At 63.5% G+C, this 25,152-nt stretch carries 18 protein-coding genes and 6 pseudogenes; 6 read left to right on the forward strand and 18 right to left on the reverse strand.

Annotation, left to right across the window (positions count from 1 at the left end):
* Positions 1–17: 17 nt before the first annotated feature.
* On the forward strand, positions 18–803 hold the full coding sequence (locus A2G06_05415; protein ANA39871.1) for a hypothetical protein: 786 nt from the start codon (positions 18–20) through the stop codon (positions 801–803).
* A gap of 83 nt (positions 804–886) precedes the next feature.
* Here A2G06_05415 and A2G06_05420 read toward each other — a convergent pair whose 3' ends face one another.
* The gene (locus tag A2G06_05420) at positions 887–1,945 is read right to left on the reverse strand and encodes a peptidylprolyl isomerase (GenBank protein ANA39872.1); all 1,059 of its coding nucleotides are present in this window, start codon (positions 1,943–1,945) and stop codon (positions 887–889) included.
* A gap of 336 nt (positions 1,946–2,281) precedes the next feature.
* Between A2G06_05420 and A2G06_05425 the strand changes: the two are divergent.
* The 3 genes and pseudogenes from A2G06_05425 (at position 2,282) to A2G06_05435 (ending at position 7,219) form a co-directional block, all read left to right on the forward strand.
* Positions 2,282–5,727, forward strand: a pseudogene (locus A2G06_05425) (pyruvate carboxylase).
* Positions 5,728–5,881: 154 nt separating this feature from the next.
* Entirely contained in the window at positions 5,882–6,268 is a 387-nt protein-coding gene (locus A2G06_05430; GenBank protein ANA39873.1) for a hypothetical protein, read from the forward strand.
* Positions 6,269–6,364: 96 nt separating this feature from the next.
* Positions 6,365–7,219 carry an oxidoreductase gene (locus tag A2G06_05435; GenBank protein ANA39874.1) on the forward strand — a complete coding sequence of 285 codons (855 nt, stop codon included), beginning with the start codon at positions 6,365–6,367 and terminating at the stop codon, positions 7,217–7,219.
* An 88-nt stretch (positions 7,220–7,307) separates the two neighbouring features.
* Here A2G06_05435 and A2G06_05440 read toward each other — a convergent pair.
* The 15 genes and pseudogenes from A2G06_05440 to A2G06_05510 form a co-directional block, all read right to left on the reverse strand.
* A pseudogene (locus A2G06_05440) lies at positions 7,308–8,590 on the reverse strand (O-acetylhomoserine aminocarboxypropyltransferase).
* A gap of 91 nt (positions 8,591–8,681) precedes the next feature.
* Entirely contained in the window at positions 8,682–8,945 is a 264-nt protein-coding gene (locus A2G06_05445; GenBank protein ANA39875.1) for a hypothetical protein, read from the reverse strand.
* A gap of 200 nt (positions 8,946–9,145) precedes the next feature.
* A pseudogene (locus A2G06_05450) lies at positions 9,146–10,746 on the reverse strand (chemotaxis protein).
* A 1-nt stretch (position 10,747) separates the two neighbouring features.
* A complete protein-coding gene (locus A2G06_05455; protein ID ANA39876.1) occupies positions 10,748–11,215 on the reverse strand; it encodes a peptidase in 468 nt (155 codons plus the stop codon).
* 14 nt (positions 11,216–11,229) lie between these two features.
* Positions 11,230–11,685, reverse strand: a complete 456-nt coding sequence (locus A2G06_05460) for a hypothetical protein (GenBank protein ID ANA39877.1) — start codon at positions 11,683–11,685, stop codon at positions 11,230–11,232.
* Entirely contained in the window at positions 11,682–11,933 is a 252-nt protein-coding gene (locus A2G06_05465) for a ferredoxin (protein ANA39878.1), read from the reverse strand. Before A2G06_05465 ends, A2G06_05460 begins: the two co-directional genes overlap by 4 nt.
* Positions 11,933–13,354 (reverse strand): methyl viologen-reducing hydrogenase, encoded by a 1,422-nt coding sequence (locus tag A2G06_05470; protein ANA39879.1) that lies wholly within the window; start codon positions 13,352–13,354, stop codon positions 11,933–11,935. Before A2G06_05470 ends, A2G06_05465 begins: the two co-directional genes overlap by 1 nt.
* The gene (locus A2G06_05475; GenBank protein ID ANA39880.1) at positions 13,332–14,282 is read right to left on the reverse strand and encodes a methyl viologen-reducing hydrogenase; all 951 of its coding nucleotides are present in this window, start codon (positions 14,280–14,282) and stop codon (positions 13,332–13,334) included. Before A2G06_05475 ends, A2G06_05470 begins: the two co-directional genes overlap by 23 nt.
* Positions 14,279–14,791 (reverse strand): hypothetical protein, encoded by a 513-nt coding sequence (locus tag A2G06_05480; protein ANA39881.1) that lies wholly within the window; start codon positions 14,789–14,791, stop codon positions 14,279–14,281. The genes A2G06_05475 and A2G06_05480 overlap by 4 nt, the downstream gene beginning before the upstream one ends.
* Before the next feature lie 2 nt (positions 14,792–14,793).
* Positions 14,794–15,293, reverse strand: a pseudogene (locus A2G06_05485) (chemotaxis protein CheW).
* A gap of 311 nt (positions 15,294–15,604) precedes the next feature.
* A complete protein-coding gene (locus A2G06_05490) occupies positions 15,605–16,285 on the reverse strand; it encodes an arylesterase (GenBank protein ID ANA39882.1) in 681 nt (226 codons plus the stop codon).
* A gap of 34 nt (positions 16,286–16,319) precedes the next feature.
* Positions 16,320–18,815, reverse strand: a complete 2,496-nt coding sequence (locus A2G06_05495) for a hypothetical protein (GenBank protein ID ANA39883.1) — start codon at positions 18,813–18,815, stop codon at positions 16,320–16,322.
* Entirely contained in the window at positions 18,812–19,477 is a 666-nt protein-coding gene (locus tag A2G06_05500; GenBank protein ANA39884.1) for an ABC transporter, read from the reverse strand. Before A2G06_05500 ends, A2G06_05495 begins: the two co-directional genes overlap by 4 nt.
* 124 nt (positions 19,478–19,601) lie before the next feature.
* Positions 19,602–20,908: pseudogene (locus A2G06_05505) on the reverse strand (hypothetical protein).
* A gap of 52 nt (positions 20,909–20,960) precedes the next feature.
* A pseudogene (locus tag A2G06_05510) lies at positions 20,961–21,473 on the reverse strand (tRNA-Thr(GGU) m(6)t(6)A37 methyltransferase TsaA).
* A 136-nt stretch (positions 21,474–21,609) separates the two neighbouring features.
* Here A2G06_05510 and A2G06_05515 point away from each other — a divergent pair.
* Positions 21,610–22,389: a hypothetical protein gene (locus A2G06_05515; protein ID ANA39885.1), complete on the forward strand. Its 780-nt coding sequence runs from the start codon at positions 21,610–21,612 to the stop codon at positions 22,387–22,389.
* Positions 22,390–22,543: 154 nt separating this feature from the next.
* On the forward strand, positions 22,544–23,545 hold the full coding sequence (locus A2G06_05520) for a hypothetical protein (protein ANA39886.1): 1,002 nt from the start codon (positions 22,544–22,546) through the stop codon (positions 23,543–23,545).
* 140 nt (positions 23,546–23,685) lie between these two features.
* Here the strand turns inward: A2G06_05520 and A2G06_05525 are convergent, their stop codons facing one another.
* Together A2G06_05525 and A2G06_05530 are read right to left on the reverse strand one after the other, a co-directional pair.
* Complete coding sequence (locus A2G06_05525) at positions 23,686–24,267, reverse strand: hypothetical protein (protein ANA39887.1); 582 nt, start codon at positions 24,265–24,267, stop codon at positions 23,686–23,688.
* Complete coding sequence (locus A2G06_05530; GenBank protein ID ANA39888.1) at positions 24,264–25,079, reverse strand: hypothetical protein; 816 nt, start codon at positions 25,077–25,079, stop codon at positions 24,264–24,266. The genes A2G06_05525 and A2G06_05530 overlap by 4 nt, the downstream gene beginning before the upstream one ends.
* Between the last annotated feature and the right edge of the window lie 73 nt (positions 25,080–25,152).

Raw genomic sequence — 25,152 nt, forward strand, 5'->3', positions numbered from 1 at the left:
TCTTAAGGAGGTTTTCCATGTTCGATATTTTCAACTACGTGCCGTTCATGTTCCTCATCGTCCTGCTGATCATGTTCGTGGCCAGCGCCGTGAGGATTCTCCCCGAGTACGAGCGGGGGGTGCTGTTCCGGCTCGGCCGCCTGGCCGGGGCCCGGGGGCCGGGGCTGTTCTTCATCATCCCGGGGGTCGACAAGCTGGTGCGGGTGTCCCTGCGGACCGTGGCCCTGGATGTGCCCCCCCAGGACGTCATCACCCACGACAACGTGACCGTCAAGGTGTCGGCGGTCATCTACTTCCGGGTCATGGAGCCCCAGAAGGCCATCGTGGAGGTGGAGAACTACCTGTACGCCACCAGCCAACTGGCCCAGACCACCCTGCGGAGCGTCCTGGGGCAGGTGGAGCTGGACGAGCTCCTGGCCAACCGGGAAAAGATCAACAAGGAGCTCCAGGAGATCCTGGACCGCCACACGGGGCCCTGGGGGGTCAAGGTGACCGCCGTGGAGGTGAAGAACATCGACCTCCCCCAGGAGATGCTGCGGGCCATTGCCAAGCAGGCCGAGGCCGAGCGGGAGCGGCGGGCCAAGATCATCCACGCCGACGGCGAGTACCAGGCATCGGAAAAGCTGGCCCAGGCGGCAAAGGTCCTGGCCGCCGAGCCCACCTCGCTCCAGCTCCGCTACCTCCAGACCCTCACCGAGGTGGCCGCGGAGAAGAACTCCACCACCATCTTCCCGGTCCCCATCGACCTCATCAAGATGTTCATGGACAGGATCGGGACTGACAAGGATGCGCCGAAGTCCTGATGTCCCGGGGTGCAGATACAAAAAAGGCCCGTCGCTGTGGACGGGCCTTTTTGCGTGCTGCGCACGCCGTGAACCGGTGAGGGTTACTTGTTGGCCATCTCGATCTTTGCCTTCTTCTTCAGGCCTTCCACGAACTCGCTGATCCCTTCCTGAACCTTCTGCTGCTTCAGGAACTGAACGATCCGGTCCTTGGTCTCCTCGAACGTGACGGTCTCGGCGGGGCGCTTGTCGGTCAGCTTGATGATGTGGTAGCCGAACTGGGTCTCGACCACGTCGCTCACCTCGCCGGGCTTCAGGGCGAAGGCGGCCTTCTCGAACGGGGGAACCATCTGTCCCTTGCCGAAGAAGCCCAGGTCGCCGCCCTGGGGTGCGCTGGGACAGCCGGACTCCTTCTTGGCCACTTCGGCGAAGTCGGCGCCGCCCTTCACCTGCTTCAGGATCGCCTCGGCCTTTTCCTTGGCCTTTTTCTTGTCGTCGGCGGAGGCGTTGGGCTCCACCTTGATCAGGATGTGGCTCGCCTTCACCGTCTCGTCCCGCTTGAACTTGTCGATGTTGTCGTTATAGAACTTCTTGGCCTCTTCGTCGGATACGGCGGTCTTGGCCACGACGTCTTTTTCGATCAGATTGTTGATGACCAGGTCTTCCCGGGCGAAGGTCTCAACGTCCTTCTCGGTCATGTCCATGTTCTTGAGGGTCTTCAGGTACTCTTCCTGGGAGGGGAAGCGGGCCTTGCCCTGGCTCACCCGCTCCTGGACCTGCTTGTCCAGGTCCTTGATCTCCAGTTTCCTGCCGGCCTGGTAGAGGAGTTCCTTGGCGATGAGCTGGTTCACCGCCGCCTCTTCCACCTTCTGGGCGATATCGGGTGTCATGGGCTGGGTCATCCGGTTCTGGGAGAGGAGGACTTTCTTTGCCCGGTCAACCTCGGCGCGGGTGATGGATACGCCGTTCACCTTCGCCACCACCGCCGCCGGATCGAGGGGGGCCACGTTCTTTTCTTCCTGCTTGGCCGGGGCCGCCGCAGGCTTGTCGGTTTTGTCTTCCTTCTTGGCGGGTGCCGCCTCCGCCCCGATCGCCGCTCCGGAGAGTGCAACCAGTGCCGCGAGGGAGAGGATGTTCGCACGCAGTGTCTTTGTCAGGTCCATTGCCGTCAAATCTCCTTTGGTAGGGTGCAAAGCGCTTTGATACTATCACTATATGCGTATTCGTGTAACGAAAAAAGTTGTTCCGGGCGGTCCGGCGCCGGCAGCCGCGCTGGCGTGAGCCGGCGTCGGCGGGTCGGCCGGTTGTGAGGTTTTATGTAATGAATGGATTGATTTTAGAACACAAGTTTATCGTTGACAACGTGGGGGCAATCTGATTTATTCGTTTACTCGTGCGCGGTCTTGTAACTATATAAAATAACGAAATAATTTTAGTTTGGCTAAAGTTTTAATTAGGTTGTATTTGTTTTATTTTAGGTAAAAACCGGGGAGGTTCCGATGGAAAAGAGAAAGTTCAGAAAAGTAATGGCCGCCAACCGCGGAGAGATCGCGATCCGCATCTTCCGGGCCTGCACTGAGCTGGGGATCAGCACGGTGGCCATCTACTCGGAGGAGGACAAGCTGTCCCTCCACCGCTACAAGGCGGACGAGGCCTACCTGGTGGGCAAGGGGAAAGCCCCCATCGATGCCTACCTGGGGATCGACGAAATCATCTCCATTGCCAAGCGGGCGGACGTGGACGCCATTCACCCGGCTACGGCTTCCTTTCGGAGAATGCCGAGTTCGCCGAGGCGTGCGAGCGGGCCGGCATTGCCTTCATCGGTCCCCGGGCCGAGATGCAGCGGGCCCTGGGCGACAAGGTCTCGGCCCGCAAGGTGGCCATTGCCGCCGAGGTGCCCGTGGTTCCCGGAACCGAGGAGCCCATCGAGCACGAGGAAGAAGCCCTCATCTTCGCCAAGCAGCACGGCTATCCCATCATCATCAAGGCGGCTGCCGGCGGCGGCGGCCGGGGCATGCGGGTGGCCCGCAACAAGAAAGAGCTGCTGGAGGGGCTGGTGGCGGCCCGCAGCGAGGCCAAGGCCGCCTTCGGCAACCCGGCGGTCTTCCTGGAACGCTACCTGGAGAATCCCAAGCACATCGAGGTACAGGTGCTGGGGGACCACCACGGCAACCTGGTCCACTTCTACGAGCGCGACTGCTCCATCCAGCGCCGTCACCAGAAGGTGGTGGAGTTCGCGCCGTCGCTCTCCCTGACCCAGAAGCTGCGCGACGAGATCTGCAACGCGGCCCTCAAGATCGCGGGGCAGGTGGGCTACGTGAACGCCGGCACCGTGGAATTCCTGCTGGACCAGGAGGGGAACTGGTACTTCATTGAGATGAACCCCCGGATCCAGGTGGAGCACACGGTCACCGAGATGATCACCGGCAGGAACCTGGTTCAGGCCCAGATCCTCATCGCCGAGGGGAAGAAGCTCTCGGACCCCCCCATCAACGTCCCGAACCAGTCGGCCATCGCCATGCGGGGCTATGCCATCCAGTGCCGGATCACCACCGAGGACCCGGCCAACAACTTTGCCCCGGATTTCGGCACCATCACCACCTACCGCTCCTCGGCCGGCTTCGGGGTACGGCTCGACGCGGGCAACGCCTTCACCGGCTCGGTCATCACCCCCCATTACGACTCGCTCCTGGTTAAGGTCACCTCGTGGGGGCTCACCTTCGACGAGGCGGCCCACATCATGAACCGCTCCCTCCAGGAGTTCCGGGTCCGGGGCGTGAAGACCAATATCCCGTTCCTGGAGAACGTGGTCACCCACCCGGTCTTCCTGGCCGGCACCTGCGATACGTCATTCATCGAGAAGCACCCGGAGCTTCTGGCCATCAGCGAGAAGAAGGACCGGGCCACCAAGGTGCTCAATTTCCTGGGCGACGTCATCGTGAACGGCTCTGCCGGCATTGCCAAGCCCCTCAAGTCCGCGGAGATGATCGAGGCCCGCGTGCCCGAGGTGGACTGCACGGTTCCCCGGCCCGCCGGCTCCCGCGACCTGTTCATGAAGCTCGGCGCCGAGGGGCTCTCCAAGTGGATCCTGGAGCAGAAAAAGCTCCTGATCACCGACACCACCATGCGGGACGCCCACCAGTCGCTCCTGGCGACCCGGGTCCGCACCTATGACCTGCTGAAGATCGCCGAGCCCACCTCGTACCTGGGTGCCGGGCTCTTCTCGCTGGAGTGCTGGGGCGGCGCCACCTTCGACGTCTCCATGCGCTTTTTGAAGGAGGATCCCTGGCAGCGGCTCCACAAGCTCTCGGAGGCGATCCCCAACATCCTCTTCCAGATGCTCCTGCGGGGTTCCAACGCCGTGGGCTACACCAACTATCCCGACAACGTGGTGCAGCGCTTCGTGGAGGAGGCCGCCGCCAGCGGCGTCGACATCTTCCGGGTCTTCGATTCCCTCAACTGGACCAGGGGCATGGCCGTGGCCATGGAGGCGGTGCGCAAGACCGGCAAGATCTGCGAGGCGGCCATCTGCTACACCGGCGACATCACCGATCCCAAGCGGGACAAGTATCCGCTGGAATACTACGTGGCCATGGCCAAGGAGCTGGAGCAGATGGGCGCCCACATCCTGGCCATCAAGGACATGGCGGGGCTGCTCAAGCCCATGGCCGCCCACAAGCTGGTAAAGGCCCTCAAGGAGAACATCGGCATCCCGGTCCACCTCCATACCCACGATACTTCCTCCAACGGCAACGCCACGCTGCTCATGGCCTGCCAGGCCGGGGTCGACATCGTGGACGCGGCCCTCTCCTCCATCTCCGGCCTCACGGCCCAGCCGAACCTGAACGCGCTCCTGGCCGCCCTCAAGGGGACCGACTGGGACCCGGCCCTGGACGACGAGGGGCTCCAGCACCTGGCCAACTACTGGGAGACGGTGCGGGACTACTACGCCCCCTTCGAGTCGGGGCTCAAGAGCGGCACCGCCGAGGTCTACCACCACGAGATCCCCGGCGGCCAGTACTCCAACTACAAGCCCCAGGTGGCCGGTCTCGGCCTGCTGGACCGGTGGGAGGAGTGCAAGGAGATGTACTTCAAGGTCAACAGGCTCTTCGGCGACATCGTCAAGGTGACCCCCTCCTCCAAGGTGGTGGGCGACATGGCCATGTTCCTGGTGAAAAACAACCTGGACGTGGACGACGTCTTCACCAAGGGGGACGAGCTCACCTTCCCCGAGTCGGTGGTGGGGATGTTCAAGGGGATGCTGGGCCAGCCCTACCAGGGGTGGCCCGCTGAGCTGCAGAAGATCATCCTCAAGGGAGAAGAGCCGATCACCTGCCGCCCCGGCGAGCTCCTGGAGCCGGCCGACTTCGAAGAGAAGCGCCTGGAGGCCGAGACCAAGGTGGGGCACCCGGTGAACGACAAGGATCTCATGTCGTACCTGCTCTACCCCCATGTCTACCCCGAGTTCGACAAGCACCGTCAGGAGTATTCGGACACCTCGGTCATCCCGACCCCCATCTTCTTCTACGGCCTGGAGCCGGGGCAGGAGACCTCCATCGACATCGAGCCGGGCAAGACCCTCATCATCAAGCTCAACGCGGTCGGCAAGGTGCATCCGGACGGCACCCGCCACATCTTCTTCGAGCTTAACGGCCAGCAGCGGCAGGTGGTGGTGCGCGACCAGTCGGTGCAGACCGACGAGGCCGAGCGGGAAAAGGCCGACAAGGGGAACGCCAAGCACATCGGCGCCCCCATGCCCGGCAAGGTCCTGAAGCTCAACGTGAAGGCGGGCGACGTCGTGAAGGCGGGCGACGTCCTCATGGTTACCGAGGCCATGAAGATGGAGACCAACATCAAGGCCAAAGAAGACGGCGCCGTTGCCGAGGTGAAGTTCAAGGAAGGCGACAAGGTGGAAAAAGAAGACCTTGTGATCGTGATGGCATAGCGAGTCGTAGCGAAAAACACTCGAAACCGTCACGGGAACGTGGTATTAAAGGGGGGCCGCCAATGGGGCGGCTCCCCTTTTTTCGATGACGGTGCCGGATTTCCGCGAACATACGGGGACACAACCCAATCCCAGCAAGGAAGGAGAAGCGCTCGTGTCAAAGAAGCCCGAAGTAACCTTCAAGTACATCTTTACCTATGATTACAATCCGGTCTACGTGAATGGCGCCCATGGCGGCATCTCCCCCCGGGGCGACCTGGTCGTGAACTTCTATCTCGAGCGCCCGCCGCTCCCCAACGAGGTCACCCACGAACTGACCCCCAGCGGCACCATCGGCGCCGAAACCAGTGTGGAGCCGGAAGACTTCGCCCAGAGCCTTGTCCGTTTCGTTCCCACCGGCGTGGTGCTCAACTACCACACTGCCCGTGAACTCCACCACTGGCTCGGCGAGAAGGTCCGCGAGCTGGATGCCCTGGAGCAGCACAAGGCCGCCCTGCGGGCCGCTGCCCAGCAGCCCGGCGACGAGGACGTGCAGCACTGAGGTTGACGGGAAGGCGGGGGGCGGACAGAGTGCCGCCTCCCGTTTTTTGTTCTTCGGAGCGGCACCATCCGGAGAACGTTCCGAAGGGAGAATAGCATGATGAGCGTTGCACGAATCGTTGCGGCCGGGGCGCTCGGCCTTCTTCTTGCCGCACCGGTGGCTGTTTTTGCCGACGAGTCCGGGGCGATCCCCCTGCCTCCTCCCCGGACGGAGGGGGGCACGCCCCTCATGGATGCCCTGCGGGAACGGAAGAGCTCCCGGGAGTTCAGCAAAGAGGCCCTGTCTCCGCGCCGGCTTTCGGACTTGCTCTGGGCCGCCTTCGGCATCAACCGGCCCGATACGGGGGGACGGACCGCCCCCTCGGCCATGAACCGGCAGGAGATCGACATCTATGTGGCGACAGCCGACGGCTTCTATCTCTATGACGCCCGGGGCCACCGGCTCATCCGGAAGGGCGCCGTGGACATCCGCGAGTTGACCGGTCAGCAGCCCTTCGTGGCCGGAGCGCCCGTGAACCTGATCTATGTGGCCGATTACGGCAGGATGGGCGAGGCCAGGGGCGAGGACAAGGCATTCTACGCCGCCGCCGATGCTGGTGCCATCAGTCAGAACGTGTATCTCTTCTGCGCCTCGGAAGGGCTTGCCACCGTGGTGCGTGCGTCCCTGGACGCCCCGGCCCTGGCAAAGGCCATGGGGCTGCGCAGCGAACAGCGGATCGTGCTTGCCCAGTCCGTGGGTTTGTCCGGGACAAAGGCGGAACCAACGAAACCGGCGGCAAAGCGGACCCCGGCGCCGGAGGCCATCTGGTCGACTCCCGCCCGGGTCGACGGCCCCCCCACCTCGGGGGCGCCCGAGGATGCGGTCACGGCACCGCCCCAAACGCCTGCGCCGAAGTCGCCCAATCCCCTCGGCCAGCCGAAGCTGACCATCGAGAAGCCGACGGAATACTGATCGCCTTTCGTATCAGGCCGCGATCAGCACACACGAAAAAGCCTGCCGGATTTCCGGCAGGCTTTTGTGCGTCGTGGGGCAGTGTCCGCTATTTCCGGCTTGCGGCCAGGGCCTGATCCACATCGGCGATGATGTCGTCGATGTGCTCGATGCCGACGGAAAGCCGGATCAGGTCGGGCGTGACTCCGGAGGCGGTCTGCTGCTCGGGGGTCAGCTGGCGGTGGGTGGTGCTGGCCGGGTGGAGGACGCAGCTGCGGGCGTCCCCCACGTGGACCACCAGGGCCACCAGCTTGCACGCCTCCATGAACTTCTTGCCCGCCTCGGCTCCACCCTTGATGCCGAAGGTGAGGACGCCGCTGCATCCCAGGGGCAGATACTTTAGCGCCCGGTCATGGCTGGCGTGGCTCTTGAGGCCCGGGTACTTGACCCAGCTGACCGACGGGTGGCTTTCCAGGAATTGGGCCAGGGCCAGGGCGTTGTCGCTGTGGCGCTGCATCCGGAGCGGCAGGGTCTGAAGGCCGTTGGCGAAGAGGAACGAGTTGAAGGGGCTCGGCGTGGTGCCGATGTCGCGCATGAGCTGGACCCGCGCCTTGATGATGTAGCCATGCTGCCGAAGGTCTTCACGTACTGGAGCCCGTGGTAGGAGGAATCGGGCTCGGTCAGCTCCGGGAAGCGGCCGTTGCCCCAGTCGAAGTTGCCGCCGTCCACGATGATGCCGCCGACGCTGGTGGCGAGGCCGTCGATGTACTTGGTGGCCGAGTGGACCACCACGTTGGCCCCGTGCTCGAAGGGGCGGCAGAGGTAGGGGGTGGCAAAGGTGCTGTCGATGATGAGGGGCACCCCTTTTTCTTTGGCGATGGCGGAGAATTTCTCGAAGTCAAGGACGTTCAGCCCCGGATTGCCGATGGTCTCGGCAAAGAGGGCCTTGGTGTTGGGGCGGAAGGCGGCCAGGATCTCGTCGGCCGGGGCCTCCGGGTCCACGAAGGTCACCTCGATCCCCATCTTGGGCAGGGTGCAGGCGAAGAGGTTGTAGGTGCCGCCGTAGAGGGTGCTGGCGGTCACGAAGTGCTGGCCCGCCTGGCAGATGTTGAAGATGGAAAGGGTGGTGGCCGCCTGGCCCGCCGAGGTGGCCAGGGCGCCGACGCCCCCTTCCATCATGGCCAACTTCTGCTCGAAGGCGTCGGTGGTGGGGTTGCCCAGGCGCGTATAGAAAAAGCCGGCCTCCTCCAGGTCGAAGAGTTTCGTCACGTGGTCCGCGCTGTCGTACTTGAAGGTGGTACTCTGGCAGATGGTGACGACGCGGGGGTCGCCCGACTTGGGGGTATAGCCCCCCTGGATGGCCTGGGTCTCGATCTTCCACGAACTGCTCATGGCGGTCTCCTTTCAACGATGGGTGAGGCCGCGATGATACCAGAGAAACGCCGTTCGGGAAACGGGGAAATGGCAGGATGCCGCCGAAGCGTCAATGGAGTTCCATCTCCCGCGCCACCTGGCCGAGCATCCGGCGGACGGTCCGCTCATCCACGAAGCTGAGGAGGTCCCCCTTGCCGAAATCCACGTCGGTCCAATCCTGCCAGCTCCGAATGGTCACGGGCATCTCGCTGACCCCGTTCCCCAGGAGTCCGTGGAGAACGTGCATCGCGCCGCCGCTGCGGCGGGGATGCTCGGTCCGGCGGAGTTCGAAATAGACGGCCTGGTCGAATTGGTCCGTGGTGAGATAGATCATGACGCACCTCCCGGTTGTGTGATGATGACAGTAAAACCGATTGGTGCGACATAATATGTCGTATATAGTAGTGTGAGGGCCGCCGCGCCACTTCGCTCCGTGTGCCGCCCGCACGAATTCAGGTCGCTATATAAAAAGAGGCCCCCATCATATCGCTCCAGATGGGGGCCTGCCAGGATTGCGGCGTGGCGAACCCCGGTTCAGCAGGCGGCGTTGTCCAGCCTGAACTTGCTCACCATGCTGGTGAGCTTGGTCATCTGCTGGCCGAGTTTGTGCGATACCTCGGACGACTTGAGCGCGCTGTCCGCGTTCTGCCTGGTGATGGTGGTGATGTGGTTGACGGAGCGGCTGATCTGCTCGATGGCGCTCGCCTGCTCCTGGCTGCTCTGGGAGATGTCCTCGGTCAGGGCGCAGATCGTCGTTGCCCCGGTTACCGCCTCGGTGAGGTGGACGTCGATCTTGCGGGACAGGTCCTCTCCCCGCCGGGCCTGCTCGACCGATGTCCTGATGAGCGTGTCGGTCTGCCGCGCCGCATCGGTGGAACGCCTGGCCAGTTGGCGGATCTCTTCGGTCAGCGCCTGGAAGTCGTTGCCGGCCCCTTCCACATGGGCCGCCGAGATCGCCGCGTTCACTCCCAGCAGGCCTGAGCTGGAGGCCACGCTCTTCAATTCGCGAATCAGTTCCAGGTACTCGCTTTCAAGCGCATCGCCCGTGTCCCCGCTCTCCCCGTTGGGGGTGAGAGTGGCCCGGCGCCGGAAGTCATGGAGCCGTGTCACGGCGTCCTCGCACCGTTTCGACAGGTTCCTGATTTCAGAGGCAACCACGCTGAAGCCGTTGGCAGAGGAGCGGATCAGGGTGGCCTTGCTGGTGGCGTTGGAGGAGAGCTGATCGGTTTCCTTGGCAATGGAGTCGATCTGCTGGACAATGCCCACGGTGTTGTCCGCCGCGCTCCGGATCTGCCCCATGGCCTGGAGCATCTGGTCCATGACCGACTTGGCCGTTTTGATGGACTCGGCGGAGCCGCCGGCGGCCTGGCGGGCGTCAATGGTGCTCCGGGCGCTCTTCTGGGAGGTGGCGGCGATGTGATCGAGCACGTTGGACGTTTCGGTCAACTGCGTCTCCTGCTCCCGGGCCCCCTGGGTCACCAGCTGGCTGCTGTCGGCGATCTGCCCGCTGACGGCGGAGACCAGCTCTACCGTTTCGGTCATCTGGGTCACGGCCGAGTGGAGCGATTCCGCGGTGGAGTTCATGGCCTTCTTGATGGCGGCGTGCTCGCCGTGGTATTTCCCCCGCATCCGGCGCTCAGGTCATACTCGGCCAGGTGGCGGAGCACGGTTCCCGCCTCGTTCACCGGATCGATGACCGCGTCGAGGGTGCCGTTCACACCCTTGATCAGATCGCGCCAGATCCCCTCGAAATCCCAGTCGTTGCCCCGGGTCTGGAGTCTTCCCTCGCCGATGTTGCCGATCAGGTGCTGGGTCTCGCTGTGGAGGCCGTAGAGGGTGGCCAGGAGGGTGTTGAGGTTGCGCTTGAGGTTGTTGTACTCCCCGGCGTAGTCGTCGATGACAAAGGGAGGGATCCTGCCGTGGGCGATCTCGTCGATGGCGCCGGCGGCCAGGCGCAGCGGCGTCACCAGGGTGTCCAGCATCCGGTTGACCATGAGAACCAGTGCGGCGTCGTCGCCGGTGAACTGCGCAGGGTCCCCCCGTTCGTCGAGTCTTCCGTGCATCATGGCCTCGGCAAGTCGCTGGATTTCACGGTGCAGGGTCACTTCCGCTGGTTTGGCGCCTGATTTCTTCATGTCAGATTCCTTGTCCGAGAGTATGGAGATAGTTACGGATCAGGGCGACGGCCGGTTCTATGGCTGATGCCACCGCCGGCGACATGGCGTCGCGGGGCCGGTCGAAGCAGCGCCCCTCGATTCCCACCAGGGTCACCGTCGGCGGCAGCCGCTCCGGGTAGAGGAGCTTCCCGATGTCCATGGTTTCCTTCAGGCCGATGGAGTGGGCCGAGATGGACCCGCCCCCGAAATTCGGGAGCTCGTCCCACGCCAGGTGGTGGATCGTTCCGGCCGGTGCGCCGAACTGGACCGCGTCCACCACGATCATGGCCGCTTCCCCGCCGGTCAGGTAGTCCAGGAGGGCGATTCCGCCCACGGCCGCGTAGTGGAGCCGTACGCCCGCGGGGAGGGGCGCCCCGGCCAGCCGCCGGTGGATCTCGTACCCCACGGCGTCGTCGGCCACCAGGTCGTTGCCGACGCAGACCACCACGACCCCCTGGGCCGCTACTGGGTCCTGAGGGTCAGTCGGCACTGGTCCCCGCATGACACGACCTCCGATTTCACCGGGCGGCAGATGAGCTCGTTCAGGATGCCGTCCAGGTAGGCGTGGAAGAGGCGGCACAGGGCCGTGCCCATGGTGAGGCCCCGCTTGGCGCAGACCTCCCGCAGGACGCAATGGTCGAACAAGATGGTGCGCTCGGTGCCGTCCCCCTCCAGCCGGAACCGGTACCCGGCTTCCATGCGGGAGTTGAGGATCGCCACGACCTCGTCCAGGGTGGGGTTGGCCAGGTGGACCGGCAGCTTCCGCGCCATCTCCCGGCCGGCGATCCGGCCGACCGAGGCCGTTGCCCCGCCCATGACGTTGTCGACGGTGGCGGCGAAGATGTCCAGCAGGAAGGCCACTTCCGTGGCGGCGTTGACGTGGTCGTCAAGGGTGACCTGTTCGGTGATCGCGCTCATATGAACTTCTCCATCTTGGTGCAGAAGACCAGGTCGCGGTAGAAGTTCTTGACCACGTGATAGTTCTCCTGGCTGATGGCCCCCGAGGGGCAGATATAGGTGCAACTCAGGCAGGCGATGCAGTCCTCCTGGTGCTCCACCACGCAGAGCCGCTTTTCCTCGTCATAGGCAAAGACCGTGGTGGGACAGATGTCGACGCACATCCGGCAACCCCGGCACGCCTCTTCATGGACCTTGATCTCGACCATCAGCAGTTCCTCCGGATGACGCGGGGCCTTGCGGCACGGTTCACGACGATTTCCAGGGGCATGGCGCCCAGGGCATGGGTGGCGCAGGAGAGGCAGGGGTCGTAGCAGCGGATGCCGAATTCAACCGCATTGAGCAGCGCCTGGTCGTCGGGGCGGTTGATGACGTGGGAGGTGGCGGCCTGGGCGATCATGGCGTTGATCAGGGCGTAATTCTGCTGGGTCGCCACGATCAGGTTCGCCGCCCGGACAATGCCGTTCTCATCGATCTCATAGTCGTGGATCAGGGTGCCCCGGGGCGCCTCCACATGCCCCACGCCCCGGCCACCGGAGAAGGTCACGGGCACGCGGGTCTCGCCGTGGATGGCCGGATCGGCCATGATTTCCCCGGCCCGCTCGGTGCAGTGGAGGAGCTCGATGAGACGGGCCCAAGGCTGGAGCGCATTGGCGTGGCAGGGGCGCCCCACGGTACGGATGAACTCTTCCCGCTCCCGGTCCGCCAGGGGAGTGCCGTAGCGCTCGGAGACGTTGAGCCGGGCCAGGGGGCCCACCCGGTAGTCGTGGCGATTGTCCCCGTCCACAAAGGAAACCTGCTTCATGTAGGAGAACTCCACCGCCGACTCGGACATGTACGAATCGTAATCGGCCGAGGGGAACCGGGCCTTCAGGGCGCCGCCCTCATCCACGGCCCGGATCTCGCCGTTCACCAGGGCCAGGGTGCCGTCGGCCTTGACCGTGCCGACGCTCCAGGCCGGGGCGACCCATTGCTGCAGCATGGCCGGATGGGTGTCGAGCATCTTCATCAGGAGCTGCTTCACCACGGGCGCCAGCTCCAGCACAAGGCCGCGGGCCTCGTCGATCCAGGCGTTGAGCTGCCGCTCCCGGTCGGCGTCGAGCACGAAGGCGATCCCGCCGGCCACCGAGGTGACGGGGTGGGTGCCCCGCCCGCCGACCAGCTCGTTGATCTTCTGGCCGATGGAGCGGCACTGGAGGGCCTTCTTGGCGATATCCGGGGCCGCCTGCACCACCCCGACCACGTTGCGGACGGCGGGGTCGGCGTCGAGGCCCAGGACCAGGTCGGGACCCTGCAGCACGAACAGGGAGAGGCAGTGGGAGTGGATCACGTGCCCCATGTACATGAGCTCGCGCAGCAGTTTCGCGGCCGGCGGCGGTTCCACGCCCGCGGCATTGTCCAGGGCGTTGGTGGCGGCCAGGTGGTGGGCCGTGGGGCAGACCCCGCAGATGCGGGCCGTGACCAGGGGCATCCGGTCCGCGTCCATGCCGGTCAGGATCTTCTCGAAACCGCGCAGCTCGTTCACCACGAGCCCCGCGGCCGTGAGCGCACCCGCATCGTCCAGGTCGATGAAGACCCGCGCGTGCCCCTCGATGCGGGTTACGGGATCAATGGTTATGGTCTTGTTCATAGTCGTCTCGTTCCTCGTCGGTCCATTTCCGGATCAGGAAGGTGGGCTTCTCGCCGATCATGGGGGTGGCCATGGTGTAGGAATAGTGGGTCTTGGCCGTCCGCTCGATTTCCCGGACAATGGCCTCGCGCGGGATGCTGGTCAGGCGCGACATCCGCTCGGCGATCTCGGTCCTGATGTCGCGGTTGGGCTCGGCCAGCACCTGCATGGTGGCGCCGGCGCAGCCGCTGCACGGGATGCCGTTCAGGGGGCAGGGGGACATGCAGCGGTCCAGGGTCACCGACCCCATGCAGAGGTAGCCCTGGCTCAGGAAGCAGCGGTCCGGGTCGGGCACCCCTTCCGAATTCTTCCTGATCCGGTCCACCTCGGTCTTTTCCATGGTTCTCCGGCAGCGGGCACAGACCGTCTCCCGGTTGGCGATGCGGGGCGAGCGTCCTTCCAGGAGCGCCAGGAGGGCATCGAAGACAAAGGCCGGGTGGGGGGCACAGCCGGGGAGGTAGAGGTCCACGTCGATCACGCTGTCCAGCGGCGACACGGACGGTTCCAGGGCCGACACTTCCCTCGTGGGCGGAGTGGTGGTCGCCGTGGTCTTGTTGCCGGTGTAGACCGTGTCCATGATCTCCTGGCAGGAGTGGACGTTGCCGGCCCCGGCGATCCCGCCGTACACGGCGCAGGAGCCCCAGGCAATGATCAGGTCGCAGCTCTTGCGCATCTCCATGGCCGCGTGGCGGTCGTGCTCGGTCCGGATGGCGCCGGAGACCAGCCCCACTTTCGCCTTGGGGTAATCCTTCACGTCGGTCAGAACCGGGCAGCGCTGGATGGTGACCGAGTCCAGGACCGACAGGATCTTTTCGTGCAGGTCCACGATGGCGATATGGCAGCCGGAGCAGTCACTGAGCCATTCCAGGTTGATCGGGACGGTGCTCACGGTTTCTCCTCCCTTTTCTTGTGGATCACCAGCCGCTTCAGGCAGGCGTTCTCGCCGGCGTGCATGATCTCCAGGGTCGAATCGACCCCCATCACGTTCAGGAGCGCGCCGGAGAAGAACCCGAACATCATGGTGCAGAGGGAGCCCTTCTGGTGGTGCCCGAATCGGAACAGGGACTGGCGGATCATGCAGTCCCGGAAGACCAGGTGGATATCCTCGTCGCCGTTGTCGGTGGCCTGGATCAGGGCCGGCCGGTCGTGGGCCTGGAACGTCTCGAAGTGCCAGAGGCAGTTGTTGTCCTGGAGCACCGTGCGGACGGCGGCCAGGGCCTCTTCCACGTCGTCGGTCTTCCGGATGTCGGCGGAAAACTGCATGCCGAGCCGCTTGCCGGCCAAGTAGGTGATGCTGTTGGCGGATTCGCCGATGGCCTCCTCCATGCCGCTGGCGATGGCGCCGAGAAACGTCATGGTTTCCTGGAGGGCGGCTCGGGTAGTCATGAGGTCGGACATGGTCAGGCCACTCCTGTCAGATTGGTGAGTTCATCCTCGGAAAACAGCCGCTCGATATCGAGCACGATGATCAGGCGGTCTCCCATGGAGCAACGCCCGTTATGGCCTCGCCGCCCTGGTCGCCAATGCCGGTGGGGGGTGGGGAAACGGCATCCCGCGGCACCTTCAGCACCTGGCTCAGGGCATCCACGGTAAAACCGACGGTCGTGCTCCCGGCGGCGGCGACGATCACCACCTTTTCCGATTCGTCCACCGTGCACTCGCCGGTGATGTTGAACCGTTTGCGGAAGTCGATGATGGGGACGACCGCGCTCCGCAGGTTGATGATCCCCTCCACGTGGGGCGGGGCGCTGGGCACGGCGGTGATGGGAACGGTCCGGATGACTTCCCGGACCTTGAGGATCTCGAAGCAGTACTCTTCACTCCCCACGGAGAACACAACCACCTGCAGGGGGGCACCCGCAGTCGCGCTTCCGGTCGATAGGGTCGGCAGAGTCGTCATGGGGGGAATCCGTCCTTTCAGTGCCACAATGGAACCGAACTGCTCGATTTATCTCTGTAATCAAGGATGCGCCGGTCTGTATACAAACGCTTTTCGGAGCGGCAGGTCGAAACTTTAGAACTAATTTCTAAAAATCGTCGAATAGAGCGTGGGGTGCAAAATGATGTTTTATGGGGAAGAATGGCTTGTTGCCGTGTAATAGCTGAATATGGCCCGTATTTTCAACTGTTCGGGGCGTGGGGCGTGGAGGGTATTTTCTTAGTGATACTATGTAGTAAGGATTGGCGTTGAATGTGATACGCCATTTGATTTTATCCGCCTAATGGCGGAGTCTGATCGATGGCCTTGATCGCGTAGGGAAGTACCGTATCGGACACGATCCGGTATCCCTCGGCCGTGGGGTGGATGCCGTCGGCCTGGTTCAGGTCGGGGCGCCCTGCAACCCCTTCCAGGAAAAAGGGAATCAGGATCAGGTCATGGCGCTTCGCCACGGCCGGATAGACGGCGGCAAAGGCGCGGGTGTAGTCCCGGCCCAGGTTCGCGACCATCTTCATCCCGCCCAGGACCACGGTGACGTTGCGCTCCTTCAGCGTACGGACCATCTCGTCGAGATTCTTTTCCGTCACCTTCGGGTCGATCCCCCGCAGGCCGTCATTGGCGCCGGTGACCAGGATAACGATATCCGGCTTCAGGGTCAGGACCCAGTTCACGCGCGACAGGGCGCCGCTGCTGGTCTCGCCGCTGATCCCCGCGTTCACCACCCGCCAGGGGCGACCGGCCTCCCGCAGCAGCCGCTCCAGTTGGGCCGGGTAGGCATCGTGTTCGTCGAGGCCGTAGCCGGCGGTGAGGCTGTCCCCCACCGCCACGATGGTCCCTGCCGTGGCCCGGGCCTCCTGCTGCGCCGGAGCAGCGGGCCGGGCAGCCTCCCTGCGGTCGCACTCGGCCAGGGCGGTCAGCGCAATGACCGTTATCAGACCTTTTCTGAGATTCACGATATGCCTCCGTATTCCGGTCCCGACGGCGCCGCTACTCCTCGGCCTGCTCCCGCAGGAAAACCACCGGCTTTTTCCTGATGATGGACAGGGACGCCCCGAGCCCCACGGCCACCACCAGCGCCACCGTTGCCGCCACCAGGGCGGCGCTCACGGCCGGGAAGGCCTGCCAGGATACGTCCAGGACCCGGGTGCAGACGATCCAGCTGGCCGCCTGGGCGAGCCCCAGGGCCAGGAATCCGCTTACCCCGCCGATGATCAGGTTCTCCATGGTGAAAACCGACAGGACGAACCTGCCCCGGGCCCCCAGAATGGTGAAGAAGACCGCTTCCCGCAACCGGGCCTGCCGGGTGGCGATGACTGAGCTGACGATGATCAGGGCCCCGGCCACCACGCTGAACAGGGTGAAGAAGCGGACGATGACCGAGAGCCGCCCCATGACCCGGGCAAAGACCGCCACGGTCTCGGTCAGGTCAAAGATGCTCACGTTGGGGAAGCGGGCCGCGATCCGGTTCTGGAGCTGCGCTATGCCCGGCTTTTCCACCCGCACCGCGGTGAAGAGGGTCTGGGGGGCATCCCTGAGCACACTGGGCTGGAACACGAAGTAGAAATAGGGCTGCACCGCGGCCCTGGTCCGGGTGCGGATGCTGGAGATCCGGGCCTCGATCGGCACCCCCTGCACCCGGAAGGTGATCACGTCGCCCACCGCCATGGGGCTCATCTCCACCACCGTGTCCAGGACCGATACCTGGACCCCCTGCCAGTCGGGGCGGAACAGGCTCTTTCCCTCGACGATCCGCTCGTCCTCCAGCAGGCTGTCCCGGTAGGTCAGGTTGAATTCGCGGGACAGGTTGTCCCCCCGCTTGCGCCGCTCCGCCTCCCGGTCGACCGGCCGGCCGTTGATGGCGGTCACGGTCCCCCGGACAATGGCGTGGAACAGGGCCGGCATCCCCAGGGCATGGCTGAAATCCTCCTTCTGGCCCGGCTGGATGTCGATGAAGAACAGGTTCGGCGCATCCGGGGGATAGGAGCGGATGTAGGAGGCATCCAGGTTCCGCTCCACCAGGGTGATGGCGAAGATCACCGCCAGGGCAGCCGTGAGGGTGACGATGATGGGCCGGGTGGCATTGCGGGGGCGGAAGAGCCCCCGCAATGCCTGGCGCGCTGCGAGCCGCCGGGGCCGCGCCCTGCGCAGGAGCCGCAGCACCGCCTCGGTGCAGGCAAGGGACAGGAGGATCAGCCCCCCCACCCCCAGCACGAAGTTGACGCCGCTCCGGGGCTCCTCCACCTTCCAGAGAACCATGGCCAGGAAGAAGAGGACCACGGCTCCCGTCGTGACCCAGACCGCGCGGCTGCGCACCGCCGGCTCCTCCTTGCCCAGGATGGCCCGGGGCTTCACCGCCCGCAACTGCCAGAGCGGAAGGAGGGTGAAGAGGGTCACGGTCAAAAAGCCGAGCACGAGCCCCTCTGCCACGGCCGGGGCCGCGATGCGGAACTCCACCGTGGCCGGCAACAGCCCCCGGAACAGCTCCGGCAAGACCCCCTGGAGGAGGAAGCTCGCCCCGATCCCCAGCGCCGTCCCCACGATTCCCAGCACCGAGGCCACGGCCACGTAGTGGACCACCAGAAAGCGGCCCGTGGCCCCCAGGGCCTTCATCACGGCGATGGATGGCCGCTGCTCGGCCAGGTAGGCGGCCAGGGAGCTCTGGATGCCGATGCCGGCCAGGAGCAGGGTGAAGATGCCGATCAGGTTCAGGAAGAAGAGGAAGTTGTCGAAGAAGCGCTTTACCCCCGACTGGGCGGTGCGGTAGGTGTCGACCCGCTCCCGGTCGCGCAGGGCCGAGGCCCGCAGCTCAGCGGCGATCCGGTCGGTCTCCCTGGGGTTCGCCACCTTCAGGAGGATGGTGTGGCTCACCCGGCTCCCCTGGCCCACCAGCCCCAGGGAGGGGAGATCGGCGGCGGCCACGAAGAGGCGGGGCCCCAGGGAAAAGACGTTCACGGGCCGATCCGGCTCCTGGGTGACCACGTCGGCAACGGTCAGGGTGGCGTCCCCCAGCCGGAGCCGGTCTCCCACCCGGAGGCCGAGCCGGTCCAGCAGGGTCTGCTCGGCAATGGCCCGGCCCGGCGCCAGCACCTGCCGGAAGGGGCGGCCCGAGGCCAGATCCACGGTGCCGTAGAAGGGGTAGCCCGGCTCCACCGCCTTGATGTGGGCCAGGAGGGATTCCTCCCGCCCTGCCGGGCGGATGATGGAGTAGAACTCGTTGATGCGGGAGCCCTGGGCCCTGCCCGCCGCGATGACCCGGTCCACCGCCGCCGTGAGCCCCGGCGACAGGGGCGAGCGGGACTCCACGATCACGTCTCCCCCGTGGAGTGCCCGGGCGTCCCGCAGCATGGAGCTGTGGACGCTGCGGCCGAAGCCGGCCAGGGAGACCAGGGTAACGATGGAAAGGGCCACGCAGAGGACGAAGATGGCCGACTGGCGGCGCGAGGTGGCGAGCTGGCGGCGGAGGAGGCGGCCGTGGAGGGTCATGGGGCCTGAATCCGGCCGTCGTGGAGCCGCACCACCCGGTCGGCGGTGCGGGCGATCTCGGGGCTGTGGGTCACCAGGACAAGCGTTGTCCGCCGCTCCCGGTGCAGCTCCAGCAGGATGTCGAGAATCCCCCGGCCGTTCACCGAATCCAGGTTGCCGGTGGGCTCGTCCGCGAAGATGATGCGCGGGTCGTTCACCAGGGCCCGGCAGATGGCGCAGCGCTGCCTTTCGCCCCCGGAGAGCTGGTGAGGCAGGCTCGCGGCCCGTCCCGTGAGCCCCACCCGGGCCAGGAGCGCCTCGGCTTTTTCCCGGGCCGCCCCGTCCCCCCGCAGCTCAGCCGGGAACATGACGTTCTCCAGGGTCGACAGGGACGGCACCAGGTGGAACGACTGGAACACGAAGCCGAAGGTTTCGTTGCGCAGGGGGGCCAGATCGTCCTCGGAGAGGTCGGTGATGTCGCGCCCCTCGATGATGACTCGGCCCGAATCGGGACGGTCGAGCCCCGACAGGAGCGAGAGCAGGGTGCTCTTGCCGCTGCCGCTTTCCCCTTCGATGACCAGGAATTCCCCCGGCCCCACGGCCAGTGAGACCCTGTCGAGGACCTGGATGCGGCGGTCGCCGACGGTGTAGGTTTTTGATAGGTCGCGGGCTTCGATGATCATGGCCTGTTCATCATACCAGCAGGGGCGTTGGGGGACAACCGTGCCGGCGGAAATGGGGCGCCGGCGCGGGTGAACGCTTTTGGGGATCTGCGGATGACGGGAATAACCTTCCCGCGTGAATGAATCAGAAGTCGAGCAGGCTGGTGGCCACCTGGTCCCAGCAGGTCACGGCGCCGTCATGCCAGTGGACGAACAGCACCTGGCCGTCCTGGGAGATCACGATGGCCAGGGCATCGTGCAGGGCGTTGCAGAGTCGGTAGGCCGACCGGTGGCGGGTTCCCCGCCCCTTGACCGCCTCGGGCTGCCGGGTCTCTCCCTCGATATCCAGGGCTACCTGCAACCGGGTCACGTTCTCCAGCCCGCCGGAAATCTCCGCCCCGAACCCGAGCACCTCGAACCGCCGGTTCAGCACCACTGCCCCGTCCACCAGGGAGAGGTCGGCAACGAAGTGGGCCAGCTCGAACAGGGTCTCGTCCATCCGGGTCAGGACCGGATCGCTGAGGGCCAGGTATTCGTCCCACCCCAGGGGTCTGCACTCCCGCTGCGACCTGCTGGCCACCCGGGCGAATTCGTTCATGATCCGACGATGTGGGGGAAGATCCGCCGCCGGCCGATGTCGGTCAGAAACGGGTACTTGATGTTCAGGTAGGGGTTGGCCTGTTTCAGCTCATCGGTCCGCTCGCTGGGGATGATCAGCAGGGTGCCGCCGTGGCGATAGCTGCGCATCAGGCTGATGACCCGGCGGAGCAGGTTCTGGCCGAGGATGACCGGGAATTCCGGGTCAATGGGAGGCCAGATGTCGCCGGACTTCTGGCGCGCATCCTGGTGCAGGTCCCACAACTCGTCCCGGTGGGTGGCGAATATCGCCCGGAGCCATGAGGCGGCGAAGACCTCCCGCGCCATGCTGACTACCTGGCCGCCCCGCAGGCCGGCGATCATGGTCGATCCCACCGAGACGCTGATTCGTCCCGGCCCGGTCACGAACACGATGAGCGAGTCGGGCACCGGGTTGATCAATTGGGTGCCCCCGTGGATCGCCTGCATCCAGCGGGTGCCCGAGTGAACCACGCCCCAGATCTGCAGCTCCCCGGCGACATTCAGGTTCACCCCGATCATGGCGCGGTCGAAGCTGATCGCCGGCGAGAGGCGGCGCAGCTCATCCTCGGTGCAGGGGCGCGGTTCCAGGAAAACCATGCGGTGCAGGCCGTCCGGAGGATCCTGGCCCGCCGGGAACCGTTCGGGTTCGCGGAAGATCAGGCGGAAGCGGACCTGGCGCTCCTCCTCCCGCATCAGGCTCGCCTGGTAACAGGTGGAGATGAGCACGGACAGGATCGAGCAGCCGGGGCAGTCCTCCCGGGGCCGTTCCGGGACCTCGGTTTTCAACTGCCGGCAGATGTGGGCCGCGAATTCGCGGGGATACCAGTGACTCATAGTTCTGTAATGGTAGCCGAAAGCCCGCCTTTGGCAAGGGAAGGGCGGCTAGCGGGGTTTGCGGCCCCGGCGCGGAGCGGCGGCCCTGCTCCGCGTCAACTTCGTCGATCCAGCCGGCTCTGGCGTCGGGAAAGGCATCCGCGTAGGGGACGTAGGGTTTGATGTCCAGCACGGGGGTGCCGTCCAGGAGATCCACCCCCCGCAGGTGGAGCGTCCGGCCATCCACGGCCACCAGTTCCACCGCCGACAGGCCGATGGCATTGGGCCGGTGGGGGGCCCGGGTGGCCAGGACGCCCCGTTTCGGCCCGCCCCGCGGCGGTTTGACCCGGCTTTTCCAGCCCTCGCTCAGATGAAAGGCAAAGATGAGCCACAGCCTGCCGAAGCCGCCCAGGTCCCGGATCGCGCTCTCGTCCAGCCACTCGTGAAGCTCCAGGGTGGCAAGCGCCGGCTCCCCGGTTTCCGTCCCCTCCACCACCGTGCCCTGATGGGGCGCGTCAATCCGGCGGGCATAGGGGGAGCGCAGGATGCCGATGGGGCGATAGGTGAACAGGGAGTCGCTGGTCATGGGGGGTGATTGTAGTTGCGATCGCTGCAAAGTGCAATGGGGCGGGACAGGGTGCTTATTATCAGGCATCCCCCGGCTTGCCGTGTGCAGATGATATAATGGTAACGGTTTTATTCCACTTCCAAGGAGGCTCCCCATGTTCACCAAGCTGGCGATAACGGTTGCATTCGGTCTTTTGAGCACTGCTACGACCCACGCGTTCGACCCCCTGGTGATCGAACGCGCCAAATCACTCGGAGAGTGCGAACATTGCGATTTTGTGAGCGCAGACTTGAAGGGGGTTGATCTCAAGGGAATAAAGCTGGACGAATCCGACTTCACCGGGTCAGACCTGCGTGCCGCCGCAATTGATGACTGTGGCGAGTGCAACTTTACCGGCGCAAACCTGACCGGCGTTCACATGGACGGTGCAAGCCTGGATGAGGCGATATTCAATAAGGCCGACATGACTTCGGCACACTGCAGCGGGGCATACATTCATCATTCGAAGTTCATTGGCACGAACCTGTCGGGTGCCGACATGCGCAAGGTGAACGTCGAAAAGGGCAACTTCAGCCAGGCAAACCTGACCAATGCGAATTTCTCGGGGGCCAAGCTCAAGTATGCCAATCTCAGCGGTACCGTGCTGAGGGGGGCAAACTTCTCCTTTGCCGATCTTTCGTCAACCGATCTCGGTTCCCTGGACCTTGAAGGGGCCACCTTTCGAGGGGCAACGTTCAACGGCACAATGCTCAGGGATGCGAAACTGAAGGGAGCGGATTTCACGGGAGCGGATTTACGGCAATCCAGGTTTCACTCCGTGTCGATCTATGACACGGCAACCAACAGATTGGGGGAGAGCTTCGATCCGGTCAGGTGCGCCGATCTTCAGGAGGCAGGAGCTCTGTTCGACGCAACGACGAAATGCGGGAAGTAGAAAAGTGATCCGAGGGACGGTGGTCTGCGATAACGGTTCTGCCGATGACCTGTGAGCAAGGCGCAACAGATCATCAGCGCAGTGGGTGCACTTCTTTCAACGTAGACTGGTTGTATGAGGGAAAGAGCTTTACTGCTTCAATAGAATTATCTGCTTGAATATAAATTGTTTTCCGTATAAAACTTTAAATATGAAAAAAATACGGAAAAAGTATCATTGGATTGATATAGGTGAAGATGCCAGACGTCAATATATCGACGCTCAAGCAACGTTCACGGCTTGGGAAGATGCCCGAAAAGCTGCTTCCGAAGTACGCGGAGGCATGTATTGGAAGAGACAGGGCGAAACGGAATACCTGATCCGGACGTCCCCCGGCAACGCTCAAAAAAGTATTGGTCCTCGCTCTGAGAAGACGGAGCAGATTTACCGGAATTTCACTGCCAGAAAAGCTGAAGCCGAGCAAAGGCTCGCAGATCTTACCAGCGCACTTGAGCGACAACAGCGGATGAACCGGGCGCTCTTTGTCGGCCGGGCGCCTCGTATACTCATCGACATACTGAACAAGCTCGTAAAAGTAGGGCTTTCGGAATATTTCACGGTTATTGGCACCCATTCTCTCTACGCCTATGAAGCTGCCGCGGGCGTTGGTTTTGGAGAAGCGGCAGCATTGGCAACCCAGGACATTGACCTTCTTCTGGATACCCGAAAGCGTTTGAGCTTTATCACGCAGATGACCACCATGGGTACATCGATGCTGAAGCTGATACAGAAGGTAGATCCCACCTTCAGGATTCGCGACGACCAGAAATACACGGCCGTCAACAGCAAGGGTTTTGAAGTCGATATCATCCGAAGGGAGCCGAAAGACGGTGATCCCCACCCGCTGCGGCTGACTGACGAGGATGATGAGTTCTATGCCGTACCGGCCCGGAATGCTGGTTTGCTTCTCGATGGGCCGCGTTTTTCCGCGATGATCGTTGCCACGACCGGCCACATGGCAAGGATGAACACTATTTCTCCGGCTGCCTTTGTCAGGTTCAAACGATGGATGGCTGAACAGCCTGATCGGGACCCCATGAAGCGCCAAAGAGACATCCTGCAGGCAAATATGGTCGAAGAGTTGATTGTCGAATACCTGCCCCACCTCCAGCAATAACCAGAAGAATTCCCCGATTTCGATGAAGCCTCGTCGATAGTGTCAGGGAGTTATCTTTATTCAGATACATACGTACACTCCTGGACACAGCACGTTAACAGCATCCCCCTGAGGGCAGGGGCACACATTCCCTTGCGGCATCATCTGCGCCATTCAAACGGGACTCCATGGCGTGCCGCCTCACCTTCCAGGTCGACGAGTTTCTGCTCCAGAGCCTCGAGCTGTTTTTCGCCCTCGCGGATATCATCGTGCGCGGCCCGGTAATTGTTACGGTTTTCCCTGGGATTGCCGAAAATGCCCTGGGTCGTGGCGTTGCTTACGGCCATTTTGTAATGGAGGGTTTTGAGGTTCTGCCGCTTGGTTTCCAGGTCGGCCCTGGTTTGCGCTATCTCCGCCCGGGTGTTGGAAAATTGTTGCCGCCACCAGCCCTCGCCATGACCGCCATAGCTTTCCACCCTCTGCGGCTGCTGCTTTTTGACAGGGGTGGTCTTCTGCTCAATCACCGCCTGTGACGCTTCTCCTGTGATGGCCGCCCTCCTTTTGATCCGTTTCCTCTGGTTGTCCGGAATGCGCGCCGGATTGTCGGAAAACGTAACCGTCCCCTGGTCATCCGTCCATTCATAGGTGGCCGAATCCTCGGCACGGACCCCTGGACAAACAGAGGCCGAGAAGCACATCGCGGCTATTATGAATGCAGGGCTGAGAGAAACGGCCAGTCTCATGCCCGTTTCTTCCGCCAATAGATTCGGTTCCCGATTGCCAGTTGCTCTACCACGCCCTGCTGCTCAAGAAGCTCCAAGGCTATCTGAGTTGTTACGTCCGATCCTTGGTACATCCCCCAATCTATCCACCAGCATCTGATCCCCTCCACGGTGTCTGCTGAATTGGGGCGAAGCTCGAGGTAGCGCGTAATCGCGTCAGCCACAGCTTGGACCGATAGCTCGCTATAGCCCAAAAGCGGCGGATTGCAGAGTCTGTAAATTGCCACAAGGGCATCCGACAGGGTTTCGGCTTGATCGAAGCTGATCTCTTGGATGGAGAATCGGACAGACTCGGTGTGAGCAACAAGGTCAGAGGCAGGCACCTGTCCAAGAGGATGTCCAAGTCGTATCGTGTCTCGGAACACGTACTCGGATACTGGGTCGATGTCAACAATTGGACCTGTGACGAAGGCACGCATAGCACTAGTCGGGTCATCCAGCATGACACCGATAACGAGTACGCCAGCCTTCCTGGTCTCCGCCGGCAGAGTCATCCGATAGGTCCCGAAAGAATCGCACACCGCTGTCCCGAGAGAACCTTCTTTCTTGTTTCCATAGTCGTCTACCAAGAATGCCTCTACGACTGCCCCGCTAAAGTTGGCGAACGCTGCCTTGGCAACCACGTTGTCCTGTGCCCCCGAAGGGGCCGTGTTGAATTGGAGTTCGGCCACGTGTCCAGACACCATGAACTCGGAAGAATGGTTCCTGTCTCCGCAACTGGCGAATAGTAGTGCTAAGCTCAAGAAAATAGTGCGGGCAAGCAGCTTCATCATTATTTCCTCTCGGCGGCAGAATTCTGGGGAACTCTGGGGGAATTCTTGGAATTCTTGGGGACACCATACTCAT

The sequence above is a fragment of the Geobacter anodireducens genome, assembly GCA_001628815.1.
GTDB classification, from domain to species: domain Bacteria; phylum Desulfobacterota; class Desulfuromonadia; order Geobacterales; family Geobacteraceae; genus Geobacter; species Geobacter anodireducens.